General features: G+C 64.5%; 14 protein-coding genes. 10 read left to right on the top strand and 4 right to left on the bottom strand.

The genetic code is table 11. The features are described from left to right. Positions 1-9: 9 nt before the first annotated feature. The 4 genes from ACWI6D_RS05610 to nadA all read right to left on the bottom strand — a co-directional run bounded on the left by ACWI6D_RS05610 (position 10) and on the right by nadA (position 4400). A complete protein-coding gene (locus ACWI6D_RS05610; RefSeq protein WP_449133975.1) occupies positions 10-594 on the bottom strand; it encodes a 3H domain-containing protein in 585 nt (194 codons plus the stop codon). A gap of 1 nt (position 595) precedes the next feature. Next, positions 596-1606 (bottom strand): carboxylating nicotinate-nucleotide diphosphorylase, encoded by a 1011-nt coding sequence (gene nadC, locus ACWI6D_RS05605; protein ID WP_449133974.1) that lies wholly within the window; start codon positions 1604-1606, stop codon positions 596-598. Continuing rightward, complete coding sequence (locus ACWI6D_RS05600) at positions 1603-3153, bottom strand: FAD-binding protein (RefSeq protein WP_449133973.1); 1551 nt, start codon at positions 3151-3153, stop codon at positions 1603-1605. Before ACWI6D_RS05600 ends, nadC begins: the two co-directional genes overlap by 4 nt. Before the next feature lie 275 nt (positions 3154-3428). Next, positions 3429-4400 (bottom strand): quinolinate synthase NadA, encoded by a 972-nt coding sequence (gene nadA / locus ACWI6D_RS05595; RefSeq protein ID WP_449133972.1) that lies wholly within the window; start codon positions 4398-4400, stop codon positions 3429-3431. 263 nt (positions 4401-4663) lie between these two features. Here nadA and serC point away from each other — a divergent pair, with 263 nt between their 5' ends. The 10 genes from serC to ispH all read left to right on the top strand — a co-directional run bounded on the left by serC (position 4664) and on the right by ispH (position 14176). Next, positions 4664-5746 carry a 3-phosphoserine/phosphohydroxythreonine transaminase gene (gene serC / locus ACWI6D_RS05590; protein WP_449133971.1) on the top strand — a complete coding sequence of 361 codons (1083 nt, stop codon included), beginning with the start codon at positions 4664-4666 and terminating at the stop codon, positions 5744-5746. A gap of 193 nt (positions 5747-5939) precedes the next feature. Next, complete coding sequence (locus ACWI6D_RS05585; RefSeq protein WP_449133970.1) at positions 5940-6623, top strand: site-2 protease family protein; 684 nt, start codon at positions 5940-5942, stop codon at positions 6621-6623. A 14-nt stretch (positions 6624-6637) separates the two neighbouring features. Continuing rightward, positions 6638-7429, top strand: a complete 792-nt coding sequence (locus ACWI6D_RS05580) for a segregation and condensation protein A (RefSeq protein WP_303250544.1) — start codon at positions 6638-6640, stop codon at positions 7427-7429. An 11-nt stretch (positions 7430-7440) separates the two neighbouring features. After that, positions 7441-8250 (top strand): SMC-Scp complex subunit ScpB, encoded by an 810-nt coding sequence (gene scpB / locus ACWI6D_RS05575; RefSeq protein ID WP_449133969.1) that lies wholly within the window; start codon positions 7441-7443, stop codon positions 8248-8250. Positions 8251-8263: 13 nt separating this feature from the next. Continuing rightward, positions 8264-9145, top strand: coding sequence for a pseudouridine synthase (locus ACWI6D_RS05570; RefSeq protein ID WP_449133968.1), 882 nt, complete (start codon positions 8264-8266; stop codon positions 9143-9145). Between the two features lie 175 nt (positions 9146-9320). After that, entirely contained in the window at positions 9321-10493 is a 1173-nt protein-coding gene (locus tag ACWI6D_RS05565) for a prephenate dehydrogenase/arogenate dehydrogenase family protein (RefSeq protein WP_449133967.1), read from the top strand. Continuing rightward, the gene (gene aroA / locus ACWI6D_RS05560) at positions 10483-11805 is read left to right on the top strand and encodes a 3-phosphoshikimate 1-carboxyvinyltransferase (RefSeq protein ID WP_449133966.1); all 1323 of its coding nucleotides are present in this window, start codon (positions 10483-10485) and stop codon (positions 11803-11805) included. Before ACWI6D_RS05565 ends, aroA begins: the two co-directional genes overlap by 11 nt. Further along, positions 11802-12482 carry a (d)CMP kinase gene (gene cmk / locus ACWI6D_RS05555; RefSeq protein WP_288284482.1) on the top strand — a complete coding sequence of 227 codons (681 nt, stop codon included), beginning with the start codon at positions 11802-11804 and terminating at the stop codon, positions 12480-12482. Before aroA ends, cmk begins: the two co-directional genes overlap by 4 nt. Continuing rightward, the gene (locus tag ACWI6D_RS05550; RefSeq protein WP_288284483.1) at positions 12479-13327 is read left to right on the top strand and encodes a lysophospholipid acyltransferase family protein; all 849 of its coding nucleotides are present in this window, start codon (positions 12479-12481) and stop codon (positions 13325-13327) included. Before cmk ends, ACWI6D_RS05550 begins: the two co-directional genes overlap by 4 nt. 12 nt (positions 13328-13339) lie before the next feature. Next, entirely contained in the window at positions 13340-14176 is an 837-nt protein-coding gene (gene ispH / locus ACWI6D_RS05545) for a 4-hydroxy-3-methylbut-2-enyl diphosphate reductase (RefSeq protein ID WP_302935868.1), read from the top strand. Positions 14177-14383 lie beyond the last annotated feature (207 nt).

The raw sequence follows: 14383 nt of genomic DNA, 5'->3' as shown, positions 1-14383 counted from the left end.
CTCCTGCGGCTATCCCTGTTCGTGCGGCAGCAAGGGGGCTAGGTAACCTTCGTCGGCTAGGGCTCGGCCGATGGTTTCGAGTGTCTCTTCGCTGTCTGCTGCTATGAGGTGGTAGTGGTAGCCCGAGGTGGCGGTGCACAGCGGCGAGGACTTGCCGCTTTCGATATCTTGCATGAAGCGGTCGATGTCGGCCTGGGTGGCAATGTTCAGCGGCGCGGTCACGCGGCCGTAGGCGCGATGGCTGATGGATACGTTTTTCACGCGTCCACCTGCGGAAATGATGGTCTCAAGCTCGTGTTTCGTTTGCTCGACGCCGTGGTGCACCTTGAACGTGCGCTCGAACGGCTCGGCTGGCGCGGCGCCTTCTGCGTCGGTGCTTTCCGGCTGCTCTGCTGCGCTTGCCGCATCGGCCAGCACGTAACCTTTCGTGGTGGCCACGATGTTCGCCCCCGCTTCGCGCAAAAGCGCGATGTCCTGCACGATGATCTGGCGGCTGACGCCAAGCTGCTCGGCCAGCGCGCCGCCGGCAAGCGGCGCGCTGGATTCGCGCAGCAGCCGCAGAAGCGCCTCGCGGCGGGTTTGCGCTTTCGTCATGCTATCGCCTTGCCTTTACGGTTGGGTGCTCGGGGCATTTATGCGCCGTGAAGCTATTGTCGCACAAGGACGACGGGGAAGCTTGCTCGGCTTGCTTGCCTTCGCCGCATTCTGCGTTTGCGCAGGTGGAAGCTTCACCTTCGCCATTTATACCCGCTTCATCAAGCATGCGCAGATGCTTGAGCGACACGTCCAGGATGGGTGCGGAATGTGTCAGCGCGCCGCTGGACACGTAGTCGACGCCCAAATCGGCGATGGCACGCACGTTGTCCGCATCGATGTTGCCCGAGCACTCCGTCTCGGCGCGCCCGTCGATGAACGCAACGGCCTGCGCCATGGTGGCGTGGTCCATGTTGTCAAGCATGATGATGTCGGCGCCGGCTTTTACGGCCTCGCGCACCTGGTCGAGCGTTTCGCACTCTACCTCGATCTTGCGCACGAACGGGGCGTAGGCGCGTGCCGCCGCCACGGCCTGCCGCACGCCGCCCGCGGCCGCGATGTGGTTGTCCTTGAGCATGACGCCGTCGGAGAGGTTGTAGCGGTGATTGCGCCCGCCGCCCGTGCGGACGGCTTCCTTCTCGAACACGCGCATGTTCGGCGTGGTTTTGCGCGTGTCCACCAGCGTGGTGCCGCTGCCTTCAAGTAGACGTGCCACGCGGCGCGTGTACGTGGCGATGCCGCTCATACGCTGCAGGTAGTTCAGCGCCACGCGTTCGCCGGAAAGCAGCGCGCGCACATCGCCGGTTACGGTGGCAAGCACTTGACCTGAGCAAACGGTTGAGCCCTCCTGCGCGAAGCGCTGCACGCGGCTTGCGGGGTCCAGGATGGCGAACGTGCGCTCGAACACGTCCAGGCCGCACAGCACGCCGTCGGCCTTCGCAATCAGGTCAACGGCCGCCGGGCGCGCGTCGGGCATGATGGCGGCGGTGGACACGTCTTCGTTCGTGATGTCCTCGGCCAGCGCTTGGCGGATGAGCGGCTCGGCAACGGTGGTCAGCGTGATGAAGTTCATGCGACAACGGTCTCCTTCCGGTGGGCGGTGGTGTGGGCGGGGCTGGCGGCGCGGGGCGTCGGATGCGTTGAATCTGGGCGACTGGACGCGGTGTCATATGCACCGTTGGAGGAGTCGTAGCAGCTTGATGTTGCAACGTGCGCGCCGTTCGCGGTGTCGTTGCGGCGTGATGCGGCGCTATGTGTATCGTGAGCTGTGTCGTCGTGCGCGGCGTCGTCGTTTTGTACGTCCGCTTCGGCCGCCGCGCGCGACCGTGTCTCTTCGCTTTCCCGCCCACTTGCAGCCTGCAGCTTTTCGCTTGCTAGCGCGCAGAGACGCTCGTATGCCTGCGCGTCGGCGCCGGCAGGGTGCTCGGCGTACGTCTGCGGATGCGGCGCGGCAAGCCCACGGCGGCGCGCGATATCCCAAGCGGCGCGCTGTGCGAACACGAGCGACTCAAGCAGCGAGTTGCTGGCCAGGCGGTTCTTGCCGTGCACGCCGTTGCAGCTTGTCTCGCCCGCGGCGTATAGCCCTGGCATGCTGGTGGCGCTGGCGCGGTCGACGTGCACGCCGCCCATGAAGTAGTGCTGCGCGGGCACCACGGGAATCGACTCGCGCGTGATGTCGTACCCTTCGGCCAGGCAGTGCTCGTAGATGTGCTGGAAATGCCCCGTGACCTCATCTTTCGGCACGCTGGCGAACGAAAGACGCACGTGATTGGACCCTTCGCGCTCCATCTGGCGGCATATGGCGGCGCTTACCACGTCGCGCGGCTGCAGCTCATCGACGAAGCGCCTGCCGTGCGCATCAAGCAGCACGGCGCCTTCGCCGCGGCACGATTCCGAGATCAAAAACGCGCGGCCGGGCTCGGTGGTGTACAGCGAGGTAGGGTGAATCTGAACGTAATCGGTGTGCTCAAGCGCGATGCCGTGGGCGCGCGCAATGTGCAGCGCGTCGCCGGTAAGGCTGGGGAAGTTCGTGGAGCGCTCGTACGTGCCGCCGATGCCGCCGCACGCCCACACCGTTGCCTGCGCGTTGATGCGCAGCGCGCGTCCGGCGGCGTCGAATGCCGCGATGCCGCTGCAACGTTGGTTGCCCGCGCCGTTTTCGCTGGTGAGGATGTCGCTCATGCGCGTGTTTTCCAGAATGCGCACGTTGCCAAGCTTGCGCACGGCGGCCAGCAGCTTCGTGGTGATCTCGGCGCCGGTGGTGTCGTCGTGGAAGCAGATGCGTGCCCGGCTGTGCGCGCCCTCGCGCGTGTAGCGCAGCCGGCCGGCCTCGTCGCGTTCGAACTGCACGCCGTAGTCAACCAGGCTGTCGATGACGCTGCGGCTGGCGCGGATCATCAGGTCCACGCTTTCGCAGCGGTTTTCGAAATGTCCGGCGTGCAGCGTATCCTCGAAGAACGGGACGTAGTCGTCGGCGTCGTGCTGCACGCAGATGCCGCCTTGCGCCAGCATGGAGTCGCACTCGTCGACGGTGGTCTTCGCCAGCATCACCACGGAAAGCTGACGCGGCAGGTTAAGCGCGCAGTACAGCCCGGCCACGCCGCAGCCCACGATGACCACGTCGCAGGTGATTGCTTTCGGGCTGGTGCCCGGAGCTATGGAAGCGTTTTGGGATGCGGGTGCTTCGGTGGCGGTAGCTGTTTCTGCGACCGGTTGAAGCTGGTTACCGGTTGCATTGGCTGCCTCAGCTTGGTGGGGCGTCGCTGGGGGCTCGTTTTGGCCGTAAGCTTGTTCGCTGCTGCCCTGGGCTCTTGTGTCAATCACCGGTGTAAAACGGTTGCCGTTCATGCTGGCAGCCGCTGTTTCTGCAGGTAAATCGTTCATTTCGCTCTCATCTACTTCGCTGCGTATTCCAGCATGCGCTCTAGCGTCACGCGGGCGGCGGGGGCCAGCTCTTCGCTGACGTGCACCTCGTATGGCGCAGGGTTTTGCAGGCACGCGGCTACCTTCGGCAGCGTCACCTGGTCCATGTTCACGCAACGCGGCGTGGTGGCGGGGAAGTGGAAGCGCTTGCTTGTGCCCGCGTTACGGCGTTCAAGCTCCCGCAGGATGCCCACGACGGTGCACACGATGAAGTCGCGCGCGTCCGAGGCGGTGGCGTGCTCGATCATGCCTTTCGTCGACCCGATGAAGTCGGCTTCGTCAAGCACGTCGGCGGGGCACTCGGGGTGCGCCATCACCACGGCTTCGGTGTAGGCCTCTTCAAGATCGATGATCTGCTGCCGGTTGATGGTGACGTGACGCGGGCAGTAGCCCTTGTTCAGGATGACGTGCTTTTCCGGCAGCTGCTCGGCCACGTAGCGGCCCAGGTTCATGTCAGGGATGAACAGGATGTTGCGCTGCGGCAGCGCGCGGCAGATCTTCACGGCGTTTGACGAGGTCACGCACACGTCCGACCACGTTTTCGCCTCGGCCGTGGAGTTGACGTAGCACACTACGGTAAGGTCGTCGTGCTCGGCGCGCACGCGGTCGATGTCGGCTTTGCGTACCATGTGCGCCATGGGGCAGTCGGCGCCCGGCTCGGGCAAAAGCACGCGCTTTTCGGGGTTCAGTAGCTTCGCCGATTCGCCCATGAACTCCACGCCGCAAAGCACGATGGTTTGTTGCGGCAGGTCAACGGCAAGTTTTGCCAGCGCGAAGCTGTCGCCAACGTAGTCGGCAACGTCCTGCACCTCGGGCGGCACGTAGTAGTGCGCCAGAATCACGGCGTCGCGCTGCGCCTTCAGTTGCTGGATTTGTTTCGTTAGCGCCTCGATGGTGCCGGCGGCCTGATCGGCGCGCTGTTGGGGGGCGTTCGCTTCGCTCATGATGATGCTCCAGAGGGTTCGTACCTTATATATGACGCCGCAGTATGGCACCAAAACTTTACAGCTGACAAGTCACCTGTAAAGTTTCAAGGTTTCTCCACCTTTCGCCGCCCGCGCCGCGCTTTCGCCGCCTGCGGGCAATTCCCGCATCGCCGGTAGGTTCAACATGTTTGCGCGTCATACTGAGCACAACGCAAACCTGCGCAACGCGGCAGCGCGCACCGCGCACCGCATCCCTGACCGCAAACCCAAGGAGGTTCAGCATGGCTCGTGTGTACAATTTCTCGGCCGGTCCGGCAGTGCTCCCCGAGGAGGTGCTGTCCTCTGCCGCTGCGGAAATGCTCGATTACCAGGGCACGGGCATGTCGGTCATGGAGATGTCTCACCGCTCCGCCGCGTTCAAGGGCATCATCGAAACGGCCGAGCAGGACATCCGCGACCTCATGGGCATCCCCGACAACTACCGCGTGCTGTTTCTGCAGGGTGGCGCCACGCAGCAGTTCGCGGCCATCCCGATGAACCTCATGCAGAACAAGGTTGCCGACTACATCGTGTCGGGCAACTGGTCGAAGAAGGCGTTCAAGGAGGCGAAGCTGTACGGCCAGGCCAACTGCGTGGCCAGCTCCGAGGACGAAAACTTCACGTACGTGCCCGATGTTGACGGTCTGACGTTTTCCCCCGACGCCGACTACGTCTACATCTGCCAGAACGAAACGGTGTACGGCACGCGCTACCCGAAGCTTCCCGACACCGGCGATACCCCGCTCGTGTCCGACGTGTCCAGCATGTTCCTCTCCGAGCCCGTTGACGTGACGAAGTACGGCCTTATCTACGGCGGCGTGCAGAAAAACGTCGGCCCGGCCGGCGTGGTCATCGTCATTGTGCGCGACGACCTTATCCGCGAGGACGTGCTGCCGTTCACGCCCACCATCATGCGCTACAAGACGCAGGCCGACGCCGGCAGCCTGTCGAACACCCCGCCGTGCTACGGCATCTACATGTGCGGCAAGGTGTTCCAGTGGCTCAAGGGCCTTGGCGGCCTTGAAGTTATGCAGCGCATGAACCAGGAGAAGGCGGCCATCCTGTACGACTACCTGAATCAGTCGAAGCTGTTCAGCGGCACGGCGAAGAAGGAGTTCCGCTCGCTTATGAACGTGCCGTTCGTCACGGGCAACCCCGACCTGGACGCGAAGTTCATCGCCGAGGCCAAGGCCGCCGGCATCGAGAACATCAAGGGCCACCGCAGCGTCGGCGGCATGCGCGCCAGCATCTACAACGCCATGCCGAAGGCGGGCGTGGAAGCGCTCGTGCAGTTCATGGACAAGTTCGAGCGCGAAAACGCGTAAGGAGTTTCGGCGCGCGACGTCATCCTCATTGGCGAATGCGGGAGCGAAGGGGGAAATCTCTTCGCTCCCGTTTAGTTTTGCGATCGTATGCCGCACAGCTCGTACGCGCAGGTTACATTCCGCAGGTTACAGTTTTGTTAGCTTTCGTTTCCCGGTTTCTTCTTTCGGCAGATGACGGTATACTGAACAAATTATGACTACACTTCCTTATCTCATCTGCTCTATCCTGAGCTTCATCCTCGCCATCGTGTTGCACGAGATGTCGCACGGTTTCGCGGCATACAAACTGGGCGACCCCACGGCGAAGCGTGCGGGGCGCTTGTCGTTCAACCCGCTGGCGCACATTGACCCGTTCGGCACGGTTATCATGCCGTTTTTGCTGATGGCCATGAACATGCCGGTGTTCGGTTACGCCAAACCCGTGCCGTATAACCCGGCGTACTTCAAAGACCCGCGCAAGGGCGACCTCATCGTCGGCTTGGCCGGCCCGGCCGCTAACTTGCTGCTGGCCGTGCTTGCCGGCGTTGTGGCGTGGGTGTTGTACGGCTTCTGCCCTGTGGCGCAATGGGTGGTGGAAAGCGAGTTTTTCCACTACTTCTACTTGATGTTCTTGCCCATGTTCGCGCTCATCAACTTGTACCTGATGTTCTTCAACCTGCTGCCCATTCCGCCGCTTGACGGCAGCTCCATCTTCGCGTTCTTCATGCCCGTGAAGTGGCTGCCGAAGTACTACCAGGTGCAGCAGTACGCGTTCCCCATCTTCATGATTGTGGCCATTTTGCTGCCGTACATCATCCATGTGAACCCGTTCGGCATCTACTTGGACGTCACGGCGGGCAACGTGGGCAATCTGCTGTTCCCGTTCCGCATTTCGTAAAGCGGGGCGCTTGAGTGTCGTATCGCGTTCGCACAGACAGCTTCGAAGGGCCGTTCGATCTGCTGTTGTACCTGGTCAGCCGCCAGAAGGTTGACATTGGGGCTATCAACATCACCGAAATTGCCGACCAGTACCTGGCTGAGGTGGCGCGCCTGCAAAACCTTGACCTGGACGTGGCCAGCGACTTTCTGCTGGTGGCCAGCACGCTGCTGGAAATCAAGGCCGACAGTCTTTTGCCGCGCGAGCAGATGCAGCTTGACGACGACATCGCCGAGCTGGCGCCATCGGAAGCGCGCGATTTGCTGGTGGAGCGCCTGCTGGAGTACAAGCAGTTCAAAAACGCCGCCGCCGCGCTGCACGAGCGGTTCGTGACGGAAGGCCGCATGCATCCGCGCCCGTTCGGGCCCGACGCCAGCTTCCTTGAGCTTATGCCCGACTTTCTGCGCGACGTGTCGCTTGACTCGCTGGCGCTTTTGGCCGCGCAGGCGCTGGCGCGCCGCGAGGTGTTCCTGTTGGAAAGCGAGCACATCGCGGCGAAGCCCATCCCCGTGGAGGTGCACGTGCGCGCCATTCACCAGCGCATCAAGAACCTGGGGCACCTGCGGTTCTCGCAGTTGGTGACGCCTGAGACGCCAAAACCGCTGGTGGTGGTCACGTTTTTGGCGGTGCTGGAGCTGTACAAGCGCTCCATGGTAACCGTTCAGCAGTCCGAGCTGTTCGGTGACATCGACATCGACTATATCGAGGGCTCCGGCGAACTTCTGCTCGATGGCGAAGACGCCCTCACGTCGGTAGGCGAGGAATAGGGAAGGCCGCAATGTTTCAAGGTTTGGACGAAAGTCAGCTTGCCGGTGCCGTTGAGGCGCTGCTGTTCGTAACCGATGAGCCGGTGGGCGTCATCACGCTTGCCGACATGCTGGAAGTAGACCCGAAGCTGGTGGAGGAAACGCTGGTCGACCTGCGCGAGCGCTTCGAGCGCGAAGGCCGCGGCATCCAGCTGCGCGAGGTTGCGGGCGGCTGGCGGCTGTACACGCACCCGGCGTATCACGAGCTGGTGGAGCGCTATGTGCTGTCGTGGGACACGCGCAAGCTGTCGCAGGCGGCCATGGAAACGCTTGCCATCGTGGCGTACCTGCAGCCCGTCACGCGCGCCGGCGTGGCCAGCGTGCGCGGCGTGAATTCCGACAGTTCCATAAACTCCCTGGTGGAGAAGGGCTTGGTGCGCGAAGCCGGTCAGGCCGATGCGCCGGGCAACCCCACGCTGTACGCTACCACGCGCGGCTTTCTGGAGAAGTTCGGCCTGCGCTCGGTGCGCGACCTCCCCGATTTGGACCAGTACGCGCCCGACGACGCCACGCGCGAGCTTATCCGCGAGCGGCTGAGCGCCAGTTCGGAGAACGTGTACGTTGCGCCGGCCGCGCAGGCCGATGGCGAAGATGGCGACCCGTTTGCCGATGTGCGCTTCGATTTTGACGACGAAGGCGATGCCGGCCAGCTTTCCGGCGGGCAAACTGGCCCTGCTGGCGAGGCCGCTCAACAAACGCTTGCAGATGCGATGGCTGCAAGCTTTGGGTTGGTCGATAAGATTGACTTCGATAATCTAACCTTTGAAACAGATGACGAATAGCGGGAGTGCAATCATGAGCAAACCGTTGAAGCCCAATCAGCAGCAGCCTGACGAGCGCATCGTGCCTATGCGCCTGCAGAAGTTTTTGGCGCGCGCCGGCGCGGCAAGCCGCCGCGGGTCGGAAAACCTCATGACGGCCGGTCGCGTGACGGTGAACGGCCAGGTGGTCACCGAGCTGGGCAGCAAAGTCGATCCGCTTGTTGACGAAGTGGCCGTCGATGGCGTGCCCGTGTATCTGGCGCAAGGCCCCGTCACCATCATGCTGCACAAGCCGGCCGGCTACGTCACCACCATGTCCGACCCGCAGGGCCGCCCCACGGTGGCCGAGCTGGTGCCCACTGACCGCTTCCCGGGGCTGTTCCCCATCGGGCGGCTGGACTTCGACACCACGGGGCTTTTGCTGTTCAGCACCGACGGCGAGCTGGGCAACGGCCTTCTGCACCCGCGGCACCATGTGGAGAAGCGCTACCTGGCGCTGGTGAACGGCAAGCCCACGCCCGAGCAGCTTGAATGCCTTGAGCGCGGCATCCAGCTTGACGACGGCATGACGGCGCCGGCACGTGCGGCGCTGGTGGAAGGCGCCGAGGCCAAGCGCGCGCGGGCCATGCTTGAGGTGCCGCCGGCTGTGCCCGAGCACGAGCCGAACGGCAGCGTGCCCAGCCCGCAGCGCGCTGCCATCCTGCGCAAGCGCTCGCAGGAGCGCACCGTGGTGCGCGTTGTGCTGCGCGAAGGGCGAAAGCGCCAGGTCAAACGCATGCTTTCCGCTATCAAGCACGGGGTTTTGGCCCTGCACCGCGACAGCTTCGGCCCCATCGAGCTGGGCGATTTGCCCCGCGGCCAATGGCGCGAACTGACGCCCGAAGAAGTAGCGGCCCTGCACGCGTCCATCAAGTAACGCTTGCCAATCGTGTTGCCATGCTGGTGGTGTGCTGGGCGCTGGGCGAGCGGGCGACGTTTGCGTTACAATGGTCAGCCGGGCGCTTCTGGCTGGCCATTCGTGTTTTCGGGGCCTGCCGGCGCGTGCCCGAACGTCCTACCCTAGATCGGATCTGGAAGGTCTCTTTCGCCACATGGCACAAACAACTGAAAACAACCGAAGCGCGGGCTTTAACAAGGTTGCCGTCATCGGCTTCGGGCTGATCGGCGCTAGCTTCGCCGCCGCGCTGCGCGAGGCGCGCCCCGAGGCGCAGCTGCTTGCCGTGGACACCGACGTGGCCACGCGCAGCGAGGCTGTCAGCCGCGGCTGGGCAACCGCCACGGCGGCGCCCGACGCTCCCGAGTTCCGTGCGTTTATCGAAGATGGCTGCGACCTTGTGGTTCTGGCCACGCCCGTCAGCGTTGTCGAGGGCTATCTGCGCGACTTGGCCGCGTGGGACTACCGCGGCATCATCACCGACACGGCGTCCACGAAAAGCCGCATCATCGGCATGGCCGCCGAAACGCTTCCGTATCCGCATAATTACGTGCCGGGCCACCCCATGGCCGGCTCCGAGAAAAATGGCATCAAGGGCGCCCGCGCTGACCTGTTCAAGGGCGCGTACTGGATTTTGTGCCCCGACGCCGACACGCCGGCCGAGCACTTCGCGCGCCTGCACGAGCTGGTAACCTCCATCGGCGCGCGCGTCATCAGCCTGCCGCGCGAGCAGCACGACGCCGCCGTGGCCGTGGTCAGCCACGTGCCGCACTTCATGGCAAGCTCGCTGGTGCAGCTGGCCGTGCGCCACGCGAAAGGCCAAGACGCGCTCATGCGCCTGGCTGCCGGCGGCTTCAAAGATTCAACGCGCATCGCGGCCGGCTCGCCCGAGCTGTGGTGCGGCATCGCGTTCGACAACAAGGACGCGCTTGATGCGGGCCTGCGCGAGATGCAGGGCATCATCGGCCAGTTCGCCGACGCGCTTGAGGCCAACGACCGGGCCACGCTCACGCAGCTTTTGGCCGAGTCGGCCGATGCCCGCCGCGCGCTGCCCGCCGCGTGGGTTCCGTGCACCGAGCGCCTGCTGGAAGTGCGTATTCCCATGGAAGACCGCCCGGGCGTTGTTGCCGAGGTGACCACCATCACGTCGAAGGTGGGCTGCAACATCCAGTCCATCGAGATCGACCACGTCACCGAGGACTCGGCCGTGCTGTCGCTGGTGCTTACCGACGAGGGCGACATCGGCAAGCTGTCCATGAACCTCATCAACGCCGGGTTCTCCGTTTCGTTCTCGCCGCTTTCCCCGAAGGAGCATGCTCATGTCAGCTAGCGACATCACCGTCATCAACCCGCTTGGCGCGCCCGTGCGCGGCTCCACGCACGTGCCGGGTGACAAGTCGATCAGCCATCGCGCCGTGCTGTTCTCGGCCATGGCCGAAGGCACCTCGCGCGTGTCCGGCGTGCTTGATTCCGCCGACGTGCGCAGCTCCATTGGGGCCGTGCGCGCGCTGGGTGCCCAGGTCAGCCTGGAAAAACAGCCTGACGGCAGCCTGGCCGGCGGCATCACCGGCTGGGGAGCGGCCGGCCCCTCGCAGCCGGAGGAACCCATCGACTGCGGCAACTCCGGCACCACGGTGCGCCTGCTCATGGGCATCCTGGCGCCGTGGCCCATCCGCGCTACGCTTACGGGCGACGCCTCGCTGCAGAAGCGCCCCATGCGCCGCATCACCGCGCCGCTCATGAAGATGGGCGCGCACTTCGAGCCGGCCGGCCAGGAGCATCTGCCCATCACGGTGGCGGGCGGCGGCCTGCACCCCATCACCTACGACGCCCCCATGGCGTCTGCCCAGCTCAAAACCGCGGTGCTGCTTGCCGGCATGTACGCCAACGGCACCACCACGCTGAACGAGCCCGCGCCCAGCCGCAACCACACCGAGCTTATGCTGCCCGAATACGGCGTGGCCACCACGGCCGGCGAGCGCACGGCCAGCGTCACCGGCCCCGCGCAGCCCCAGGCCAGCGAGGTGCTGGTGCCGGGCGACCCGTCGTCGGCGGCTTTCCTGGTGTGTGCGGCCGTTATGTGCCCGGGCAGCACCATCCAGGTGGAAAACGTCAGCCTGAACACGGCGCGCATCGGCTTCACGCGCACGCTCGAGCGCATGGGCGCCGAGGTCAGTGTGTCGCGCACGGGCGCGGCGGGCAAGGAGCCCTACGGCATCATCGAGGCGTGCTACACGCCGCACCTGCGCGGATGCGAGGTTCCGGCCGAGAAAATCGCCGGCATCATCGATGAGATTCCCGTGCTGGCGCTTGTGGCGGCGCATGCCCATGGCGTCACGGTGTTTCGCCAGGTCAACGAACTGCGCGTGAAAGAAACCGACCGCTTGGCCGCCATCATCGACGGGCTTGACAAGCTGGGCGTGGACGCGTGGTGCGAAGGCGACGACCTGTACATCGAAGGCCAGCCCGACCTGGCGGTCCCCGAGGGGCTTCAGTTCGATTCGCTGGGCGATCATCGCCTGGCCATGACGTGGTCGCTGGTGGGGCTTACCGGCAAGATGCCCGTTTCCATCAAGAATTTCGAAGCCGTGGGCGTCAGCTACCCGGGCTTTCTGACCGACATTGAAAGGCTTGCTCGATGATCATCGCTATCGATGGCCCCTCGGGGGCGGGAAAATCCACCGTGTCGAAGGCGGTGGCGCGCCGCCTGGACTTTTCGTGCCTGGACACGGGCGCCATGTACCGCTGCGTTGCGTGGAAGGCGCTTGACGAAGGCGTGTCGCTTGACGATGCCGAGGCGCTTGCGCGGATTGCGCACGACAACGACATCGCGTTCACGCACGAGGCGGGCGACCCGCTGCCGCGGCGCGTGTCTATTGCCGGCGCCGACGTCACCGACGCCATTCGCACGGCGGAAATCGACCGCTCCGTCAGCCCCGTTGCCGCCGTTCCCGCTGTTCGCGCGGCGCTGGTGGCCCAGCAGCAGCGCATTGGCCGCGCAGGCAACTACGTGGTGGAAGGCCGCGATATCGGCACGGCGGTGTTTCCCGAGGCCGAGCTGAAGGTGTTCCTGACCGCGTCGGCGGCCGAGCGTGCTCGTCGTCGCGTGGCGCAAAACGAGCGCCGCGGCGTGGGCTCCACCGACTACGACGTGGTGCTTGCCGACATCGTGCGCCGCGATGAGATCGACTCTTCGCGCGACGCCAGCCCGCTCAAGCCCGCGTCCGATGCCGTGCAGATGGACTCCACGGGCCGCACGATCGACCAGGTTATCGACCGTATTTGCGAGCTTGCCAAAGAGAAGGGCGCCCGCGCATGAGCGTGTTTCTGAAGTACGAGGACATGTGGGACCGCGCGCTGGGCGGCACCACCGACGAGAAGCAGATTCCGCACTGGTTCGCCAATCTCGCGTATGCGCTTATCGGCTTCGTGTTCAAAATCTGCTTCCGCTATCGCATCGACGGGCGCGAGAACCTGCGCGCGTTCAAGGACAAGTGCGGCGCGGTGGTGGTGTCGAACCACACGTCGTTTCTGGACGTGGTGCTGATGTATATGGGCGCGCGGCCCAGCCAGTTCGTGCGCCTCATGGGCCGCGACACGCTGTTCGACAACGCCGGCGGTCTGGTAGGGCAGATCCTCTCGCGCGTGGGGGCATTTCCCATCAAGCGCGATTCCGCCGACCGCGCGGCCATCAAACGCGCAGCTCACATGTTGAAAGGCAACCAGCTGGTGGGCATTTTGCCCGAGGGCACGCGCCGCGACAAGGGCAGCAAGAAGCCCGAGATTCACTCCGGCGCCGCGTTCATCGCGAAGATGGGCAAGGCGCCCATTGTGCCCATGTGCGTGCGCAACGCCGAGAACGTCAAGCGCAAGGGCGAGCGGCTGCGCTTCCCGAAGATCACGGCGGAGTACGGCAAGCCCATCGTGGTGTCCGATTTCGACTTCCTGCCGAAGGAAGACCGCCTTGAGGGCTGCACGTGGTACGCCATGCGCGAGGTGTTCGCCCTGCACCAGCAGGTGCCGCGCGAGCAGGTGGACATGGTGGCGCTGTTCCCCGACGGCCGCGATTTCACGGCGGTGTTCGCCGAGCACCCCATTCCCGAGCACACACCCGAGGAGGCCATCGAACTGACGCGCCCCACAAAGAAGCCGAAGGCCGCGTAGAAAGGATGCGACATGCAAGTTTTCCGTAGCAAGAATGCTGGTGCGTGCTACGGCGTGCAGCGTGCGCTTGACCTGGCCTTGAAGGCAAGCGAAGGCGATGGCAGCGCGTTCACGCTTGGGCCGCTTATCCACAACCCGCAGGTGGTTGCGGAACTTGATGCGCGCGGCGTGCGCGCCGTGGAGCGTCCGGACGAGGCTACGCACGGGGCCATTATCATTCGAAGCCACGGCGTGACGCCGGCCGTGCGTCGCAGCTGCGAGGCGCAGGAGCTGCCCGTCATCGATGCTACGTGCCCGCACGTGTCGCGCGCGCAGAAGGCAGCCGCCAAGCTTGCCGGCGAATGCGGCTTCGTGGTGGTGGTTGGCGAAGCGGGCCACCCCGAGGTGGAGGGCCTGGTGGCTTACGCGCAGGAGGCCGGCGGCAGCGTGTGCGTTGCGGAATGCGGCGCCGATCTGCCGGATGACCTGCCCGAACACGTGGGCGTGGTGGTGCAGACTACGCAGACGCGCGATGCGCTGGAAGACGTGCTGGCCGGCCTTAAGGAGCGCGGCGTTGAGGCTGAGGTGAAGGACACCGTGTGCACGGCCACGCGCCAGCGCCAGCAGGCGGCGGCCAAGCTTGCCGGCGAGGTGGACGCCATCGTGGTCATCGGCGGGCGCAATTCCGCGAACACCACGCACCTGGCCGAGATCTGCGCCGCCGAATGCCCGCGCACGCATCACGTGGAATCGGCAGCCGAACTGGACCCCGCCTGGTTCGCCGATTGCGAAACCGTAGGAGTAACCGCCGGCGCCTCCACCCCCGACAACCAGATTGACTCCGTGGTCCGCGCGTTAGAGGCGATGTAGCGTCTGTTGCCAAAAACTTGCCGCGTTGCAATTTGTTGTACAACAAATTCTGTAAATGTCGCGATACGCTAGCTGCAAGAAATGTGAACGCAGGCGTTTTCCCTGGTGGTGCGCCTGTGTGACGGAAGCAGCGATGTGCGCCTATGTGCAGGATTTTGGCAATCGAAGATGACGAAGCGAACATTGATCGCCTGCAGACGCTCATCG

The sequence above is a fragment of the Senegalimassilia sp. genome (assembly GCF_977052095.1).
The sequence above is the reverse complement of the archived record's forward strand: the minus strand, read 5'-3'. Positions and strand labels throughout refer to the sequence as shown.

Bases quoted from the DNA above. Each gene is read 5' to 3' on its own strand.
- ACWI6D_RS05550 (WP_288284483.1), top strand. From the start codon at position 12,479: ATGAGCGTGTTTCTGAAGTACGAGGACATGTGGGACCGCGCGCTGGGC.
- serC (WP_449133971.1), top strand. From the start codon at position 4,664: ATGGCTCGTGTGTACAATTTCTCGGCCGGTCCGGCAGTGCTCCCCGAG.
- ACWI6D_RS05585 (WP_449133970.1), top strand. From the start codon at position 5,940: ATGACTACACTTCCTTATCTCATCTGCTCTATCCTGAGCTTCATCCTC.
- cmk (WP_288284482.1), top strand. From the start codon at position 11,802: ATGATCATCGCTATCGATGGCCCCTCGGGGGCGGGAAAATCCACCGTG.
- scpB (WP_449133969.1), top strand. From the start codon at position 7,441: ATGTTTCAAGGTTTGGACGAAAGTCAGCTTGCCGGTGCCGTTGAGGCG.
- aroA (WP_449133966.1), top strand. From the start codon at position 10,483: ATGTCAGCTAGCGACATCACCGTCATCAACCCGCTTGGCGCGCCCGTG.
- ACWI6D_RS05565 (WP_449133967.1), top strand. From the start codon at position 9,321: ATGGCACAAACAACTGAAAACAACCGAAGCGCGGGCTTTAACAAGGTT.
- nadA (WP_449133972.1), bottom strand. From the start codon at position 4,400: ATGAGCGAAGCGAACGCCCCCCAACAGCGCGCCGATCAGGCCGCCGGC.
- nadC (WP_449133974.1), bottom strand. From the start codon at position 1,606: ATGAACTTCATCACGCTGACCACCGTTGCCGAGCCGCTCATCCGCCAA.
- ispH (WP_302935868.1), top strand. From the start codon at position 13,340: ATGCAAGTTTTCCGTAGCAAGAATGCTGGTGCGTGCTACGGCGTGCAG.
- ACWI6D_RS05610 (WP_449133975.1), bottom strand. From the start codon at position 594: ATGACGAAAGCGCAAACCCGCCGCGAGGCGCTTCTGCGGCTGCTGCGC.
- ACWI6D_RS05570 (WP_449133968.1), top strand. From the start codon at position 8,264: ATGAGCAAACCGTTGAAGCCCAATCAGCAGCAGCCTGACGAGCGCATC.